Source organism: Gemmiger formicilis, from assembly GCF_900167555.1.
GTDB classification, from domain to species: domain Bacteria; phylum Bacillota; class Clostridia; order Oscillospirales; family Ruminococcaceae; genus Gemmiger; species Gemmiger formicilis.
Genome location: NZ_FUYF01000005.1, coordinates 169052 through 185567 on the forward strand (window position 1 = coordinate 169052; position 16516 = coordinate 185567).

Genomic DNA, 16516 nt, shown 5'->3' on the forward strand with positions numbered 1-16516 from the left:
GCAAAGCGTTTACGGGAAGGTTGCGGGCGGGGCATGCCCCGCCCCTACACGCGCGGCAATCGTAGGGGTGTTCTCCCGCCGGGCGCGTATCAGCTCACGTCCAGATCGTCCAGATACTCCGCGCCGTGCTCGGCGATGTGCTCCTTGCGGCCCTGGAGGTTATCGCCCAGGAGCAGGTCAAACACGGCGGAGGTGCGCTCGGCGTCGGTGGGCAGCACCTTGATCAGGCGGCGGCTGTCGGGGCTCATCGTCGTCAGCCACATCATCTCGGGGTCGTTCTCGCCCAGGCCTTTCGAGCGCTGGATCGTGTATTTCTCGCCGTCGATACGGCGCAGGATGTCGGCCTTCTCCGGCTCGGTGTACGCAAAATAGGTCTTGTTCTTCGTGTTGATCTCGTACAGCGGCGACTCGGCGATATAGACATAGCCCTTGTTGATGAGGGTCGGCGTCAGACGGTAGAGCATCGTCAAAACCAGCGTGCGGATCTGGTAGCCGTCCACATCGGCATCGGTGCAGATGACGACTTTATTAAAGCGCAGGTTGTCCAGATTGAAGCTGGCCAGGTCTTTGTTGTGGCTGCCGCCCAGCTCGACGCCGCAGCCCATGACGCGGATCAGGTCGGTGATGATTTCGGATTTGAAAATGCGGGCGTAGTCGGCTTTCAGGCAGTTCAGGATCTTACCGCGGATGGGCATGATGGCCTGAAACTCCGAGTCGCGGCTCTGCTTGACCGCGCCCATAGCGGAATCGCCCTCCACGATGTACAGCTCGCGGCGGGAGGCATCCTTCGTGCGGCAGTCCACGAACTTCTGCACGCGGTTGGCCAGATCCATCTGCTGGGTCATCGTCTTTTTGATGGTGATGCGCGCTTTTTCGGCGTGCTCGCGGCTCTGCTTATTGATGAGCACCTGCTTGCAGGCCTTTTCGGCCTCGTCGGGGTGCTCGATGAAGTAGACCTCAAGCTGATGCTTCAGGAACTCGGTCATGGCCTGGGCCACGAACTTGTTCGTGATGGCCTTTTTCGTCTGGTTCTCGTAGCTCGTGCGGGTGGAGAAGCTGGACGAGACAAGCACAAGGCAGTCCTGCACGTCGGCAAAGGTAATCGCACTCTCGTTCTTTTTGTACAGACCCTTGTTTTTCAGCCAGGCGTTGATCTGGCTGACGAAGGCCGTGCGCACGGCGCGGTCCGGGCTGCCGCCGTGCTCGAGCCAGCTGGAGTTGTGGTAATATTCCAGACACTGCACGGTGTTGGAGAACGCGAACGCGACGTTCATCTTGACCTGATAGTCGGGCTGGTCGGCGCGGTCACGGCCCGCGGCGGCACCGGAGCAGAAATGCACGGGCGTCAGGGCCTTGTCCCCTACCAGCTCGTTGGCGTAGTCGGTGATGCCATGCTCGTACAGGTACTCGAATTTTTCGGCGTCACTGCCGGACTTGTCGGTAAAGACCAGCGTAACGCCGTCGTTGACGACGGCCTGACGGCGGAGCATATCCTTGAAGGATTCCGCCGGGACGGCGATGTCGGTGAAAACCTCGGTGTCGGGCTTCCAGCGGATGACCGAGCCGGTGCGCTTGCCCTTGAACGGCTCCTTCTGCAGGCCGCCGACGTTCCCGCCCTTTTTGAAGTCGAGGTGATAGTGGAAGCCGTCGCGGTAGATGTCGGCGGTCATCCACTCACTGGCATACTGGGTGGCGCACAGGCCCAGACCGTTCAGGCCCAGGCTGAAATCATAGTTGCCGCTGCCCTCGGCGTATTTGCCGCCGGCGTACAGCTCGCAAAAGACCAGGTCCCAGTTCCAGCGCTCCTCGGCCTTGTTGTAGTCGACGGGGATGCCGCGGCCAAAATCTTCGACCTCGACGACGTGGTCCGGGAACAGCGTGACATTGATGCGGTTGCCGTGGCCGTCGCGTGCCTCATCGATGGAGTTGGAAATAATTTCAAAGATGGAATGAGCGCAGCCCTCGACACCGTCAGAGCCGAAGATGACCGCCGGGCGTTTTCGCACACGGTCCGCGCCCTTCAGCTGGCGGATGCTGTCATTGCCGTATTCCTGTTGTTTTTTTGCCATGCGGCGGGTCCCTCCGAATTTATAGTAAAACAGTGGTAGTTTTTGCACATGTAGATTTATTAAACCACAAGGCACAGCGGTTTGTCAAATTTGATTTGGTCAGATTTTCTTTCTGCAGAGGTCGATGCCCGCCTCCGCCCCTATAAGCTCAGTTTAATACAACATCCGGTTGTTGTCAAGTTGTTTTTAATTGCAGTCACAGTTGCATTCCTCCACCCGGTTGCGGTCTCCTATGACGGCGGTCCAATATTCGGTGCCCTGATAGCGGAAGATGACCCAGTCATAGCCGTTATATTTCTGTGTGCTCTGCTTTACCACGCAGTAATTGCCCAGCGGCAGGTAGCCGACCACATCGTTGAAGTTGGCGGTATGAAAATACTCGCACCGGGCGTTGAACACGACCAGACGCTTGCCGCTGACCGTCTCCATAGAAGGGCCGGAGACCCCATAGTTATTGTAGCCTCCGGCTCTGATCTCGGGCAGGAAATCCTTGTAGCTGCGGTCCAGGTCGCACGCGCCGGAGATTCCGCTGGCGCTGCCGCTGCCTGTGTACTGCCACATGGCATAGCTGCCGTTGTACCCCAGCGCCGAGCGGTAATCCGCGACCCACAGCGGGTACCGGCTCAGCGCGGCGGCATTCAGGTAGCTGTTGATATAGTTTGTGTAGCTGTACCACCCGGCGTACCATTTGCGCTGGTAGAGAATGTCCATGGCGTACTGCACCAGACTTGTCAGTGCGGCACGGCCCAGGCTGGTAAGGCTCGAGTCCTCGACGTCCACAAAGACCGGGTACTCCAATTGCAGGCCGTCCATGACGTTCAGGAACGTCGTCAGCTCGTTGGCAACGGCGGCGCGGGTGCGGGCGTAGGTATAGTAGTAGGCCCCTACCCGCAGCCCCGCGGCCTTGGCCCCGTTGATGTTCTGCAAAAAGTACGGGTCCACGTACAGGCCGCCGCTGTTGGCGGAACCGACGCGGATAATGGCAAACTGCTTGCCCGCCGCCGCCACCCTGCCCCAGTTGATATTGCCCTGGTAGCGCGACACGTCAATGCCATTTTGGAAAAACGCCATAAAAAGCCCCCCTTTGCGGTATAATATGCAAAGAGGGGGCGGGGTGTGTAATATCTGTTTCCGCTGCAAGGGCGGCAGCCAGGCGGCCTTTACACCAGGCGCCGAATTGTATACGAATCGGACAGCTTTTCAATCTGTATATTTTTCACAGCAATTTGATCCTCAAATCTCCCAGCAGCGACACTGCCTCCGGCAGGGAGAATTTTGCGTCCTGCAGCTTGCAGCCGAAGATGTCGACTTTATACCCGCTGGCCTCTTTGAAGTTTGCCTTGCGCATATCGCACTGGAAAAACTCGGTGTCCAGCAGGTCGCATTTCTCAAAATCCGCGCTGACGAGATTGCACTTGGCGAACATCGAGCGCTGGATGACACTGCCCGCAAATTTGAACTTTGTCAGGTTCATTTCGGTGAAGGTGTTGTATTTCAGGCGGCAGTCCCGCAGGCTCTCGATGGGGTCGGCAAATGCGCCGTCGCCCTGCAGGGACATCCAGTCGATGTTGTTCAGCGTACAGTTTTCAAAATCTGTGAATTTTGCGCGTGACATAGTTGTTTTTAAATTTGTGACCGTGCAGCGCAGGAACTGACATTCGGTCAGGACGCTGTGGTCGAGCTTGCAGTCCTCAAACGTGCAGTCGGCAAAAACGCAGTCCGAAAAGTCGCAGTCGTAAAACGTTTCCCCGGTGAAGGTCAGGCGCTCAAAGCGTTCGCCCTCGCGGTATTCGGCGCGCATCAGATCACCAGTCCTCCGTTTACGCCGAGCACCTGTCCCGTGATGTAGCCGCTGGCCTCGTCGGCGAGAAAGACCATCGTGCGGGCGATCTCGTCCGGCTCACCGAGGCGCTCCACAGGGGTCTCCTCCGCCAGCGCGGCGCGGTCTTCGTCGGTAAAACCGGCCATCATGTCGGTGTTGATGACACCGGGCGCAATGACGTTGACCGTGATGCCGCTGGGGCCTTCCTCCTTGGCAAGGGCCTTGCCAAGGCCGATGAGCCCTGCCTTGGCCGCGCTGTAGGCGACCTCGCAGCTGCCGCCGGTCTGGCCCCACATGCTGCTGACAAGCAGGATGCGGCCGTATTTGCGGTGGATCATGCCGGGCAGCACCGCGCGGCAGGCGTAGAACGCGCCGTCCAGATCGACGGCCATCATCCGCCGCCAGTCCTCGTCGGTGGTGTCGGTGAACAGCTTGACCTGCGCGATGCCCGCATTGCAGACGAGCACCTGCAGACTGCCGAGTTCCTGCTCGGTCCTGGCAACGGCGGCGCGTACCTGGGCGGGGTCGCCCGCGTCGGCCCGGATGGCAAGATAGAGGCCGCCGGGGTTGATTTCTTCGGCCTGACGGCGCACGGCGTCGGCGGCATCGGGGTGGGAATTGTACGTAAAGGCGACGTTATAGCCCGCCCGGGCAAAGGCCAGCACCGCCGCCGCACCGATGCCGCGGCTACCGCCGGTGATGAAAACGTTATTTGTCATGGTAAAACCTCAATTCATTGCCCACTTGCTTGCCTCCCTCTGGGAGGGAGGTGCCCCGAAGGGGCGGAGGGAGAGAGCCTTGCCATGGCCCGAAATATTTCGGATGACCGCAAGGCTCTCTCCCCCACCGCCTGCGGGCGGAGCCCCCTCCCAGAGGGGGCCAAGAAAAAAGGCGCTATTTCTTTTTGCGTTTTTCCCGCAGCATCACAAAAAAATCCTGCAGCAAGGCCTGCGCCTCGTCCTCCAGCAGGCCCGATTCTATGACAGGATGGTGGTTGAACGGCAGGGCGAACAGATCGGTCAGGCTGCCGCAGCAGCCCGCCTTGGGGTCGCGTGCGCCGTAGACGACCCGCTTTAAACGGCTGTTGATGATGGCTCCGCTGCACATCGGGCAGGGCTCGAGCGTAACGAACAGCTCACACTGCCAGAGCCGCCAGCCGCCCAGCGCCTTGCAGGCCGCGTCAATCGCCATCAGCTCGGCGTGGTAGGTGGCATTTTTGCCGCTCTCCCGCAGGTTGTGGGCGCGGGCGACGATCTCGCCGTCCTTCGCGACCACCGCGCCGACGGGGACCTCGCCGAGATCGGCGGCGATCTTTGCCTCGTCCAGCGCGGCACGCATCAGTTCTTCATCGGTCATACTATCCCCTCAATGTACAAAAATTGCGGCGTAGGCCACAAGAAACAGCACCGTTGCGCAGTAGACCGGGCTGGTAAAAACGGTCAGCACATCCACGCCGGGGCGCAGTCCCGCCGAAAAGCTGAACCCCTGGCGGCGGGCGTTACAGATCATCCATGCGCCGAACGCCGGGAAGAACAGCAAAATGAACAGCTCCACACCGAAGGAGACCTCCGCCGGGGCGTAATACCGCAGATAGATCGTTAAAAATGCCAGCGCGTTGTTGACAAGGTGCAGCAGCATCCCCGGCAGGATGCTGCCCGAGCGCTCGGCCAGCCAGCCCAAAAACACGCCGCAGGCAAAGGCCGTCAGGCCCTGCGCAAGGTCGAGATGCAGCACACCGAACAGCAGCGCCGGGGCAAAGATGGCCGCCGCGCTGCCGCAGGGGCGCATCAATCCCTGAAACGCACCGCGGAACAGCAGTTCCTCCGCGATGGCGGGCATGACGCAGAGCGCCAGAAACTGCACGAGCAGCTCCGGCCCGCCGCTGGGCAGCATTTCACTGGTCGCAGGGCTACCTGTCAGGCGGTTGATGAGTGCGCCCGCCAGATTGGCAAGGTTCGCCACGCCGAGAAAAACCGGCAGGCAGAAGCCGGGGCTCCACGGTGCGGGCAGCATGATCCGCAGGTCTTTGGTTTTCAGCCGCGTGACCTTTAACAGAAAAACCAGCGTCAGCACGATGGCCCCCAGCCCGATGAGCAGCTGAAACAGCGCCGTGCTGACCCCGCTGAAGCCCAGCGGCTTGGCCAGACTGGCACCGGGGTGGGCCAGCCCCATCAGTGCGCTGACCAGCAGCGTGAGCAGGCCGCGAGCCAGAAGATATACAAGGGATGCCACCGCGCAGCCGCCTGCCGCGCCCCGCACCCCGCGAGATTTTGTCATGATTTTTTATCCTCCATATAAAGGCTTCCCCCTCCGGGGAAGGCTTTATTATCATCATACCACAATCCGGCCAATAAAAAAAGCCCCACCGGTGTGCGGGCCGGCAGGGCAAGGTTGGAGGGAGAGGAGTCTATTCATTGCCTGCGTTGTGCGCCGCAGGCATTGACTTTCTGCTACTATAATAGTACAGTATAGACATGAAGTAAAGCTACACTTTTTCATACATCACATGAATTTTTTTCACTATAGGAGATGCAGCTCATGACACTGACAGACTGCCAGCTGTTAAGCATTGTAGCACAGCTGGGTACCTTTGCCGCCGCGGCGGAGCGGCTGCACATCACGCCGTCCGCCGTCAGCCACGCGGTATCGGGCGTGGAGGCCGAGTGCGGCTTTCCGCTGTTCACCCGCACCAAAAGCGGCGTCACGCTGACCGCCGCCGCCGAAAAGCTCATGCCCTCCATCCAGCAGATGCTTGCCAGCAGCGAGTCGCTTGACCAGTCGATTGCCCAGATCAACGGGATGCACAAGGGCGCACTGCGGCTGGGGGTGTTCAACTCGGCCTGCGTGACCTGGCTGCCCAAGATCGTGCCGGGCTTCCGCGCAGCGTTCCCGGGCATCGACGTGCAGATTTACCAGGGGTCGTATGACGACATCACGGGCTGGCTGAAAACCGGCGCGGTGGAGCTGGGGTTCCTCTCCAACTCCAGCGCCCACGATCTGGATTTTGAGCCGCTCTATGATGACCGGCTCATCTGCATCGCGCCGCCCGACTACCAGCCGCGCCGCCCCGGCGTGGTGCGGGCCGAGGAGCTGCGCAGCCAGCCGTTCGTCAGCCAGCAGTCCGACGTGGATGCCGACATCCAGAGCTACTTTAAAAAGAACGACCTGCATGTGTCGAGCCGGTGCTACATCGTGGATGACCAGAGCATGATCGCAATGGTCGCCTGCGGGCAGGGACTGGCGCTGATGCCTGAGCTGATGTTCAAGGAGGGCGCAGCCAGCGCGGGGTGCCAGGTGCTGCAATTAGAGCCCGCCGCCAAGCGCACGATTGGTCTGGCGTGCCTGTCGCGGACAGCGCTCTCCCCCGCCGCCCGGGAATTTGTGGAGCACGCGCGGGCGTTTGCAAGGAAGCGGTGACCCACGCGGTAGGGGCCGGACATGCCGGCCCGCAGGTTTACGGTATTGCCCAAGGTTTCTCACTGCCGTAAACGGGCACGGCGGCCAGAGGGCCGGCCGCCCTACATGTGTCCCGGAAATATTTCATTGCGCAGTGCAGCAAAACACCCCCGTGCCGTTAAATCGGCGCAGGGGTGTTTTTACTTAGTTTCCCTCATCGTACTCCGCTACGGGCACATTCGCGTACTCGTCGGGGAGGTCAGGGGGCAGGGTCTGCATGTACTCGTGCATGGCCTCGGCCACGTTCTTGCTGTAGGCGACGGCCTCGACGACGGTGCGCGCACCCTTGACGGCATCGCCGCTGGCAAAGATGCCGGGGATGCTCGTGCGGCCCACCTCGTCGGTCTCAAACAGGCCGCGCGGGGTGGTTTTCAGATCTTTCGTGCTGTCGGTGATCGTCGTGCAAGGGCCCTGGCTGATGGACACAATGACACTATCCGCCGGGTAGAGCTTTTCGGTGCCGGGGATCTCGGTCAGCGTGCCGTCCTCGGCCTCGTTCAGGTCGATAAAGACAACGCCCTTGTCTGTGATCTCCAACGGCTTTTTGTTAAAGATGAAGTTCACGCCCTCCAGCTTGGCATAGCTTGCCTCGTACTCGCTGGCCGTAATGTGACTGGACAGCGAGAAGCACTCGAGATGCCGCGTGCCGTGGCGGAGGGCGGTGCGCGCCACGTCCATGGCCGCGTTGCCCGCGCCGATGACGATGACCCGATTGCCCAGGTGGTAGACATCGGGGTTCTGCAGATAGTTGATGGCGTAGTGCACGTTGCCGAGGCTCTCGCCCTTGATGTGCAGCGTGTTGGGCCGCCAGACGCCGGTGCCGATGAAGATGGCCTTGTAGCCGTCGCGGAACAGATCCTCAATTTTCAACGCCTTGCCCACGTCGGTGTTGGGGCGGACCTTGATGCCCTTTAAACGCAGATGGCGGTACTCGAAATCGTCCAGCACGGTCTTGGGCAGACGGAACTCCGGGATGCCGTAGCGCAGCACGCCGCCGATCTTATCGTGGCTCTCAAAGATCGTGACGTCGTAGCCGTAGCGCGCCAGGATGACCGCAATGGTCAGGCCCGCCGGGCCGGAGCCGATGATGGCGGCCTTTTTGCCGTTGGACGGCGCGGGACCCTGGGTCATTTGGCTGGCGTAGGTGGACGAGATGTAGTTTTCGATGACCGAGAAGTGCACCGGCGCACCTTTGATGCCGCGCACGCAATGGCCCTCGCACTGGTTTTCGTGGTTGCAGACCAGCGAGCAGACCGTCGTCAGGGGGTTGTTCTCAAACAGCATACGGCCCGCTTCGTCGAGCTTATTGGCCTTCAAAAGGCGGATGACCTCGGGAATATTGGTGTGGATCGGGCAGCCCTGCTGACAGCGGGGCACCTTGCAGCCAAGGCAGTGGTTTGCTTCGTCCATTACGTGCAGCGCCATGTTTTACTCCTTCATTTCGTACCGATTTTGCGCGTTAAAAATGCAACAATGTTGTATCACGCGCATTTTTTATCCATATAAAATTATATTACCACCGGCTTAGCTGTGAACGCAAGCCCCTTAGGCTGAATTTTTTCTCTACATAATGACGAAAAATCAACCGCCTTATTATGCAGTCTGCTGATTTTTGATGCCTCCGGGCCGGTTCGGGCCAGGTCTGCCAGCGCTGTTGCGGCGGGCAGCGACGCCTGTTTTAAACGCGGCAGCGCCGCTTTGCGTGCCCCCAGCACATGCAGGTACGGCGGCATTGGCAGTTCCGCCGGGAAGCCAAGCGCCGCGTCCAGCACCAGCCGCCGCAGACGCGCATGGGGATAGCGCTTGGTTTTCAAGCGGGTGTAGAGGTCGTCGAGGCTGTCGGCTTCCCGCACGGCGGCGGTCAGGCGGTTTTCCAGTCCCTCACTCACGCCGCGCACCTGCGCAAAATTCGCGGGGTCCTGCATCCGCAGCAGGGCCAAAACGGCGGTCTCGAGTCTTGCGCCGTCCAGCAAAAGGCCGTCCGCCGCAGCCCTGCCGTACAGCTCCGCCGCGCGGGCGGGCACGAACGGCTCCCAGTCGGGCTGCGGCAGGCCGCGCAGAAAGCTGGCGCTGGCCATCGGCGTGCCCGCGTGCGCCCCTGCCCCGCCGCCGTGCGCCGCGCCAAGCCGCGGCAGTGCCAGCGGCGTCAGAGCCGCGTGCCGGTGCAGGATCGCCTTGCAGTACTCGATGCCCAAAATGTTGTTGGGCGTGCGCAGCAGGCCGCCGGTGCCGGGGTGCAGCGCGTCGGCAGCCGCGGCCCGGGCGGCGGCATAGGTCATGCCGGTGGCAAGATTTTGACGGATGCGGGCGTTCAGTTCCTCCCCGTCCAGCAGGCGGGCCGTGTCCAGCAGAGCCGCCGCGTCGGGAGTCTCCGCACCGAAGGCCAGCGTATCACAGCCAAGTGCGGCCAGCAGGTGCACGCCCGCGGCGGCGAACTGCTCCGCCGTGGCGCAGGCGTAGGGCGCGGGCAGGGCTACCACAAGGTCAGCCCCGGCATCCAGCGCCGCGCGCACCCGCACGCTCTCGGGCAGAATCGGCACACCGCCGCGCTGCACCGTGCCGCTGCTCATGCAGACGGCAATACACTGTGCCCCTGCGGCGCGCACGGCAGCCAGCTGGGCCGCATGGCCGTTGTGGAAGGGGTCGTATTCGGCAATAATGCCTGTGAAATCCATAACAATTGGCTCCTGATTCTTTGGCGATAGATTGTTAAAAAAGTACTTTGGCGTTCTGTGCAAAAATTGTGCTATCTTGCAGAACTTGCGCTTGAAAATTTATTTATACCATTATATAATAAAATCAGCATTTAGGAAAGGGCAATCTACCCTGCCAATTTAAGGAGGATATTCCATGAAAATTCTGGTTATCAACTGCGGTTCTTCCAGCCTGAAGTACCAGCTGATCGATATGGAGGGCGAGAAAGTCCTCTGCAAGGGTCTGTGCGAGCGCATCGGCATGGAAAGCAGCATGATCACCCATGAGGCCAACGGCCATAAGGCAACCACACCCGCCATCTTCCCCACCCATACCGAGGCCTTTACCGAGGTCGTGAAGAAGATGACCACCGGCGAGGGCAAGGTCATCGACAGCGTTTCCGAGATCGACGCCATCGGCCACCGCGTAGTCCACGGCGGCGAGAAGTTCAAGGAGAGCTGCCTCATCACCCCCGAGGTCGTCAAGGCCATCCACGACCTGAGCCCGCTGGCTCCCCTGCACAACCCCGCCGCCATCCTGGGCATCGAGGCCTCCTACAAGGTCTTTGGTCAGGACAAGCCGAACGTGGCGGTCTTTGACACGGCTTTCCACTCCACCATGCCCCCGAAGGCTTATATGTACGCCATCCCCTATGAGTACTATGAGAAGTACGGCGTCCGTCGCTACGGCTTCCACGGCACGAGCCACAAGTATGTCAGCCACCGCGCCGCTGAGTTTCTGGAGGAGCCCATTGAGCGCCTGAAGCTGATCACCTGCCATCTGGGCAACGGTTCCTCCATCGCCGCAGTCGATCAGGGCAAGGTCATTGATACCTCGATGGGCATGACCCCGCTGGCCGGTCTGATGATGGGCACCCGCTGCGGCGACCTGGATCCTTCTGTGGTCAACTACCTGAAGTACAACCTCGAGATCACCGGCCACGAGCTGGACGAGATCCTGAACAAGAAGTCCGGTCTGCTGGGTGTTTCCGGCGTGTCCAGCGACAAGCGCGACGTCGAGGAGGCCGCCATGAACGGCAACAAACGCGCACAGCTGGCCAGCGACATGCTGAACTACCAGATCAAAAAGACCATCGGCAGCTACATTGCCGCGATGGGCGGCGTGGACGCCATCGTCTTTACCGGCGGCATCGGCGAGCATGACGCCGACTCCCGCGCCAAGATCTGCCACCACATGGATTGGCTGGGCATCCGCATCGACACCGACAAGAACCGCGATGCTCACAAGCAGAAGAAGGACGTTGTGGAGGTCACCGCCTGGGGCGCCCGTGTCCGCACGCTGATCATCGAGACCAACGAAGAGCTGATGATTGCCCGCGACACGAAGGAAGTCCTCGAGAAGTAAGTCTTACTTTTCTTGAAAGAAAAGTAAGCAAAAGAACTTTCAATATTTTTTCCCGGAAACGGGTTCTAGCGAGAGGCTGCAGCATGGGGTTTGACCTTGTGCGGCAGCCTCTTTTTATGGTATAGTCGGCATATATGCCGCCGTTTGTAGGGAGCGGTCTTGACCGCTCCGGGCAGGCTGCGGCAGCCGCCAGGTTCCTGGGGAGGGGTCAAGATTCCTCCCTACAGAGCAGACCATAAATAGGGTGCCGGCGTAAACTCGCGGGCCGGGCATGCCCGGCCCCTACAGTGCAAGCAAATTAAAAAGGGAGCCTGCCGATTCACGGCAGACTCCCTTTTTTGTGTTGCTATATTGGAGTTCTTTTGGTTACTTTTCTTGCAAGAAAAGTAACTTACTGCTGGGCGGCCTCGGCGCGCTTCTTGGCGATAGCGGCGAGGGCATCCTTGCGGGACAGGTTGATGCGGCCCTGCTGGTCGATGTCGGTCACCATGACAAAGATGGGGTCGCCAACGGCAACGACATCCTCAACATGCTCGACGCGGTGGTCGTCCAGCTTGGAGATGTGGACAAGGCCCTCCTTGCCGGGGGCAATCTCGACGAAGGCACCGAAGTTCATCAGGCGGGTCACACGGCCCTTGTAGATGGCACCGATCTCGGGGTCCTCGACAATCGTCTTGATGGTCGCAATGGCGCGCTTCGCGTCGTCCTGATCGACGGCGGAGATAAAGACGTGGCCGTCCTCCTCAATGTCGATCTTGCAGTTGAAGTTGGCGCACATCTCCTGAATGACCTTGCCGCCCTTGCCGATGACGTCCTTGATCTTGTCAACGGGGATCATCATGCTGAACATCTTGGGCGCGTACTTGGACAGCTCAGCGCGCGGCTCGGCGATGACCGGCTTGATGATCTCATCGAGGATGTACAGACGGCCCTTGCGGCACTTTTCGAGAGCTTCCTCAACGATGTCGTAGGTCAGGCCGTCGACCTTAATGTCCATCTGGATGGCGGTGATGCCGCGGCGGGTGCCGCCGACCTTGAAGTCCATGTCGCCGTGGAAGTCCTCGACGCCCTGAATGTCCAGCATCGTCATCCAGCGGCCGCCGTGCAGCGGGTCACCGTCGGTGATAAGGCCGCAGGAGATACCGGCAACGGGTGCCTTGATGGGCACGCCGGCATCCATCAGAGCCAGCGTGGAGCCGCAGATGGAGGCCTGCGAGGTGGAGCCGTTGGAGGACAGGACCTCGGAGACGCAGCGGATGGTATACGGGAACTCGGCCTGATCGGGCAGGACGGGAATCAGCGCGCGCTCGGCCAGGTTGCCGTGGCCGATCTCGCGGCGGCCCGGGCTGCGGGGTGCGCGGGCCTCGCCGACGGAGTACGGCGGGAAGTTGTAGTGGTGAATGTAGCGCTTGTACGGCGTATCAGACAGGTCGTCCATGAGCTGGGCGTCCTTGGTGGAGCCAAGGGTGCAGATGGTCAGGACCTGGGTCTGGCCGCGGGTGAACATGCCGGAGCCGTGCACACGGGGCAGCAGACCGACCTCGGCGGCCAGCGGGCGGATCTCGTTGATGCCGCGGCCATCGACGCGCTTGCTGTCCTCCAGCAGCCAGGTGCGGACGACCTTCTTCTGCAGCTTGTAGCTGATGAGGTCGAGGTCGGCGGCGGTCAGCTCGGGGTGCTCGGCGGCGATGGCATCCATAATGGGCAGCATCGCGGCGTCGCGGACGTTCTTGTCGTCGGTGTTCATCGCGGCCTTAACGTCCTCGAGGTGGTTGGCGTAAACGTCAGCCAGCAGGGCGTGGTCGAGCTCCACGGGGGTGAAGCTCTTTTTCGGCTTGCCGATCTCAGCGACGATGCTGTTGATGAACGCCAGCATCTTCCGGATCTCCTCGTGACCGGCGCGGATGGCCTTCATCATGGTCTCCTCGTCAACCTCGTTGGCACCGGCCTCGATCATGACGATTTTTTCCTCGCTGGCGGCCAGCGTCAGGGAGAGGTCGCTGTGCTCGCGCTGCTCCTTCGTGGGGTTCAGCACGATCTCGCCGTCCACCAGACCGACAAACACACCGGCAATAGGGCCGTTCCAGGGAATATCAGACATGGCGATGGCCAGGGACGCACCGTTCATGCCGGAAATTTCGGCAGAGCAGTCGGGGTCCTGGCTCATGACGGTCATGGTCACGCAGACATCGTTGCGCATATCTTTGGGGAACAGCGGGCGGATGGGGCGGTCCACAACGCGGGAGGACAGGATGGCGTGCTCGCCGGGGCGGCCCTCACGGCGCATGAAGCTGCCGGGGATACGGCCGGCGGCGTAGAGCTTCTCCTCAAACTCGACGCTCAGGGGGAAGAAATCGACGCCGTCGCGGGGCTTATCACTCATCGTGACGTTGCAGAGCACGCAGGTCTCGCCGTAGCGGATCATGGCGCTGCCGTTGGACAGACCGCACATTTTGCCGGTCTCGACCACAAACGGGCGGCCCGCAAAGGTCGTCTCGAACTTGCGGTAGTTGGGGAAGGTTTCCAGTCTGGATGCGAATTCGTAAGCCATGGGGATTCTCCTTCTTTGGTAGATTTTTACTTTCAGCGCTCCCCTGCCCCGGTTCTGTACAATAAAGCCAGCAGCCAAGCCTGTTGCTTGGGTGCTCGATTTACTGCACAAAACGCGGCGGGGGCGGCTGTAAAATACGGGTGCAGTGGATTTTTGTGATGCGCCGCGTTGTAGGCGGCGGCAGCACACATGTATAAAAAATCGGGCAGAGTGCAAATGCACCCTGCCCGTTTTTGCGAAAATTACTTACGCAGACCCAGCTCAGCGATCAGGGCACGGTAACGGTTGATGTCCTTCTTCTGCAGATAGGCCAGCAGATTACGGCGGCGGCCGACCATCTTGAACAGGCCGCGGCGGCTGTGGTTGTCATGCTTGTTGGTCTTGAGGTGCTCGGTCAAGTGGTTGATACGAGCGGTCAGCAGAGCAACCTGGACCTCCGGAGAACCGGTGTCACCCTCGTGGATGGCTGCCTTGGCGATGATGGGCTGCTTATCGATAGCGGATTTCTGGCTCATGGGTATATACCTCTTTCATAAAAATGTATTAGCCGTCGGCGCAGTAAGGGGTAGTTGGAACCGTTGAGGCATACGCCCCATACCGGGCCGCGGTAACAAGAATTAGTATACCACAACATTTTGCGGAATACAAGAGCATTTGCGGCATTTTCGCAATTATTTTGCGCCGTTCAGGGCCGCAAAATACGCCTTGCTCTCGTCGGCGGCGTGGTGGATGAGGGCCGCCAGCTCGTCCATCGAATTGAACTTGCGCACCGGGCAGAAATATTTGTGAAATTCCAACACCGGCTGCTGACCGTAGACATTGCCGGAGAAGTCCGGCACAAACGTCTCGCAGGTCACGGCGGCGTTTTCACTGCTGTCCACCGTGGGGCGCTTGCCGATGCCGGTGGCTGCGGGCCGCCACTGGCCGTCCAGATAAATGCGGGTCAGGTAGACGCCCGCGCAGGGCTGGAGGGCCGCAGCGGGGTAGTTCTGGTTCAGCGTCGGCGTGCCGAGCTTTCCGCTGCCGATGCCCTTGCCGTGGACAACGGGCCAGTCGATGGCGTAGGGTGTGCCGAGCATGGCGTTGGCGTCGTCGAGACGGCCCTCCTCCAGCGCGGCGCGGATGCGGGTGGATGAGACGGTCTGCCCGCCGTACTGCGCCATCGGCACGATATGCACGCCGATGCCGAGAGGTGCGCAGAGCTCCCGCAGACGCTCCACGTTACCGGCGGCGCGGGCTCCAAACGTAAAGTTGTCGCCGCAGAACAGCTGCTTTGCGTTAAAGCAGTCCACCAGCACCTTTTGCACAAAATCCTCCGGCGTCAGCGCACGGAACTCGTCAAACGGTGCCTCCTGGTATTCCTCGATGCCTAAGCTTGCAACGCGGGCGTGCTTCTGCGGCAGCGAGAGGATGCGCCCGCCTTTCAGCGTACTGCTGGCGGGCAGCTCAAACGTGAAGGCCGCAGCGGTCAGACCGCCGGCCCGGGCGCATTCGACGGCAGCCCCCAGCACGGCGCGGTGGCCGCAGTGGACGCCGTCAAAATAGCCGAGCGCCACAGCACTGCCCTGCGGGGCGTGGATGGGCGTCAGCCTTTGATAAATTTGCATTGGGCAGTCAGCCCCTTTCGCAAAATAGTTTTTCGACCTTGAGCACGCCGTCCTCGACGCTGGCCAGACCCAGAAACGCGCCGGTCTCATCGTAGGTGCGGTAGCGGCCATCGGCGGCAGCGTAATGGCTCGTCGGGCAGCCGTTGAGCAGGTGCGCCTTGACGCCGCTGTTGACGTGCAGGGCGGGCAGCGGCGTAAAGACTGACTCGATCGGCAGTATCCAGCCGTTGGTTTCGAGTTCCCCGTTCTCGGCGGCGGCTAAAATTTCCGGCAGTGTGTGGCACTGGGCCAGACTGAACACACCGGCCTGCGTGCGGCGCAGGGCGGACAGCGTGGCGGGCACGCCGAGGGCGTCGCCGATCTCCTCGGCCAGCACGCGGATGTAGGTGCCCTTGGAGCAGGCGACGCGGACGGTGTATTCGTCGGGCGCAGGGCTGCCGAGGTATTCGATGTCATAGATCGTGATGGGGCGGGGCGTGCGCTCAACGGTCTGGCCCTTGCGGGCAGCTTTATACAGCGGTTGGCCGTTGATTTTCACCGCGCTGTACATCGGCGGCAGCTGCATACGATCCCCGCGGAACTGCGGCAGTACGGCGCGCAGCTCGGCCTCCCCCACCGTGACGGGGGCAGTTTCCAGCGTCGTGCCGGTCACGTCGCCGGTGTCGGTGCGCAGGCCCAGACGCAGCGTAGCTTCGTAGGTTTTATCGTGGTCAAGCTGGCGGTCAGCGGCGGAGGTCGCCTTGCCGATAAACACCGCGAGCACACCGGTGGCCATAGGGTCCAGTGTGCCCGAGTGTCCCAGCTTGCGTGTGCCCAGTGCGCCGCGCAGCTTGGCCAGCACATCAAAGCTGGTCCAGCCTGCGGGCTTATCGACGGGCAGAATGCCGTTTGGCGTTTGCATAGCAGGGTTCCTTTTCTGTTGTGGATTTAAAGGCTTCCCCCTCGGGGGAAG

The 16516-nt window shown here is 61.0% G+C and carries 14 protein-coding genes; 2 read left to right on the forward strand and 12 right to left on the reverse strand.

What is annotated here, in order from left to right; translation table 11 throughout:
• Window positions 1-89: 89 nt before the first annotated feature.
• The 6 genes from B5D32_RS06475 to B5D32_RS06500 form a co-directional block, all read right to left on the reverse strand.
• Window positions 90-2069: a DNA gyrase/topoisomerase IV subunit B gene (locus tag B5D32_RS06475; protein ID WP_078784266.1), complete on the reverse strand. Its 1980-nt coding sequence runs from the start codon at window positions 2067-2069 to the stop codon at window positions 90-92.
• Between the two features lie 186 nt (window positions 2070-2255).
• Entirely contained in the window at window positions 2256-3140 is an 885-nt protein-coding gene (locus tag B5D32_RS06480; protein WP_078784267.1) for a GH25 family lysozyme, read from the reverse strand.
• Between the two features lie 145 nt (window positions 3141-3285).
• Complete coding sequence (locus B5D32_RS06485) at window positions 3286-3870, reverse strand: pentapeptide repeat-containing protein (protein ID WP_078784268.1); 585 nt, start codon at window positions 3868-3870, stop codon at window positions 3286-3288.
• On the reverse strand, window positions 3870-4610 hold the full coding sequence (ymfI, locus tag B5D32_RS06490; protein WP_078784269.1) for an elongation factor P 5-aminopentanone reductase: 741 nt from the start codon (window positions 4608-4610) through the stop codon (window positions 3870-3872). The genes B5D32_RS06485 and ymfI overlap by 1 nt, the downstream gene beginning before the upstream one ends.
• Window positions 4611-4785: 175 nt before the next feature.
• Complete coding sequence (locus B5D32_RS06495) at window positions 4786-5247, reverse strand: nucleoside deaminase (RefSeq protein ID WP_078784270.1); 462 nt, start codon at window positions 5245-5247, stop codon at window positions 4786-4788.
• Between the two features lie 9 nt (window positions 5248-5256).
• The gene (locus B5D32_RS06500; RefSeq protein ID WP_078784271.1) at window positions 5257-6168 is read right to left on the reverse strand and encodes a CPBP family intramembrane glutamic endopeptidase; all 912 of its coding nucleotides are present in this window, start codon (window positions 6166-6168) and stop codon (window positions 5257-5259) included.
• 261 nt (window positions 6169-6429) lie between these two features.
• Between B5D32_RS06500 and B5D32_RS06505 the strand changes: the two genes are divergently transcribed.
• Window positions 6430-7308, forward strand: a complete 879-nt coding sequence (locus B5D32_RS06505; protein ID WP_159446995.1) for a LysR family transcriptional regulator — start codon at window positions 6430-6432, stop codon at window positions 7306-7308.
• Window positions 7309-7491: 183 nt separating this feature from the next.
• On the opposite strand, the gene B5D32_RS06510 is transcribed toward B5D32_RS06505, so the two are convergent.
• Together B5D32_RS06510 and B5D32_RS06515 are read right to left on the reverse strand one after the other, a co-directional pair.
• Window positions 7492-8772 carry an NAD(P)-dependent oxidoreductase gene (locus B5D32_RS06510; protein WP_078784273.1) on the reverse strand — a complete coding sequence of 427 codons (1281 nt, stop codon included), beginning with the start codon at window positions 8770-8772 and terminating at the stop codon, window positions 7492-7494.
• An 83-nt stretch (window positions 8773-8855) separates the two neighbouring features.
• Complete coding sequence (locus B5D32_RS06515) at window positions 8856-10022, reverse strand: nucleotidyltransferase family protein (RefSeq protein ID WP_078784274.1); 1167 nt, start codon at window positions 10020-10022, stop codon at window positions 8856-8858.
• Window positions 10023-10197: 175 nt separating this feature from the next.
• Between B5D32_RS06515 and B5D32_RS06520 the strand changes: the two genes are divergently transcribed.
• Window positions 10198-11406 (forward strand): acetate/propionate family kinase, encoded by a 1209-nt coding sequence (locus tag B5D32_RS06520; RefSeq protein ID WP_078784275.1) that lies wholly within the window; start codon window positions 10198-10200, stop codon window positions 11404-11406.
• A 391-nt stretch (window positions 11407-11797) separates the two neighbouring features.
• On the opposite strand, the gene B5D32_RS06525 is transcribed toward B5D32_RS06520, so the two are convergent.
• From B5D32_RS06525 to truB, 4 genes are all read right to left on the reverse strand, one after another.
• The gene (locus B5D32_RS06525; protein ID WP_078784276.1) at window positions 11798-13957 is read right to left on the reverse strand and encodes a polyribonucleotide nucleotidyltransferase; all 2160 of its coding nucleotides are present in this window, start codon (window positions 13955-13957) and stop codon (window positions 11798-11800) included.
• Between the two features lie 242 nt (window positions 13958-14199).
• On the reverse strand, window positions 14200-14472 hold the full coding sequence (gene rpsO / locus B5D32_RS06530; RefSeq protein WP_078784277.1) for a 30S ribosomal protein S15: 273 nt from the start codon (window positions 14470-14472) through the stop codon (window positions 14200-14202).
• A gap of 156 nt (window positions 14473-14628) precedes the next feature.
• Window positions 14629-15564: a riboflavin biosynthesis protein RibF gene (ribF, locus tag B5D32_RS06535; protein WP_078784278.1), complete on the reverse strand. Its 936-nt coding sequence runs from the start codon at window positions 15562-15564 to the stop codon at window positions 14629-14631.
• A 7-nt stretch (window positions 15565-15571) separates the two neighbouring features.
• Window positions 15572-16465 carry a tRNA pseudouridine(55) synthase TruB gene (gene truB / locus B5D32_RS06540; RefSeq protein WP_078784279.1) on the reverse strand — a complete coding sequence of 298 codons (894 nt, stop codon included), beginning with the start codon at window positions 16463-16465 and terminating at the stop codon, window positions 15572-15574.
• Window positions 16466-16516: the final 51 nt, after the last annotated feature.

Bases quoted from the DNA above. Each gene is read 5' to 3' on its own strand.
- B5D32_RS06520 (WP_078784275.1), top strand. From the start codon at position 10,198: ATGAAAATTCTGGTTATCAACTGCGGTTCTTCCAGCCTGAAGTACCAG.
- truB (WP_078784279.1), bottom strand. From the start codon at position 16,465: ATGCAAACGCCAAACGGCATTCTGCCCGTCGATAAGCCCGCAGGCTGG.
- B5D32_RS06510 (WP_078784273.1), bottom strand. From the start codon at position 8,772: ATGGCGCTGCACGTAATGGACGAAGCAAACCACTGCCTTGGCTGCAAG.
- B5D32_RS06515 (WP_078784274.1), bottom strand. From the start codon at position 10,022: ATGGATTTCACAGGCATTATTGCCGAATACGACCCCTTCCACAACGGC.
- ribF (WP_078784278.1), bottom strand. From the start codon at position 15,564: ATGCAAATTTATCAAAGGCTGACGCCCATCCACGCCCCGCAGGGCAGT.
- B5D32_RS06525 (WP_078784276.1), bottom strand. From the start codon at position 13,957: ATGGCTTACGAATTCGCATCCAGACTGGAAACCTTCCCCAACTACCGC.
- B5D32_RS06495 (WP_078784270.1), bottom strand. From the start codon at position 5,247: ATGACCGATGAAGAACTGATGCGTGCCGCGCTGGACGAGGCAAAGATC.
- B5D32_RS06475 (WP_078784266.1), bottom strand. From the start codon at position 2,069: ATGGCAAAAAAACAACAGGAATACGGCAATGACAGCATCCGCCAGCTG.
- B5D32_RS06505 (WP_159446995.1), top strand. From the start codon at position 6,430: ATGACACTGACAGACTGCCAGCTGTTAAGCATTGTAGCACAGCTGGGT.
- B5D32_RS06480 (WP_078784267.1), bottom strand. From the start codon at position 3,140: ATGGCGTTTTTCCAAAATGGCATTGACGTGTCGCGCTACCAGGGCAAT.
- rpsO (WP_078784277.1), bottom strand. From the start codon at position 14,472: ATGAGCCAGAAATCCGCTATCGATAAGCAGCCCATCATCGCCAAGGCA.
- B5D32_RS06500 (WP_078784271.1), bottom strand. From the start codon at position 6,168: ATGACAAAATCTCGCGGGGTGCGGGGCGCGGCAGGCGGCTGCGCGGTG.
- B5D32_RS06485 (WP_078784268.1), bottom strand. From the start codon at position 3,870: ATGCGCGCCGAATACCGCGAGGGCGAACGCTTTGAGCGCCTGACCTTC.
- ymfI (WP_078784269.1), bottom strand. From the start codon at position 4,610: ATGACAAATAACGTTTTCATCACCGGCGGTAGCCGCGGCATCGGTGCG.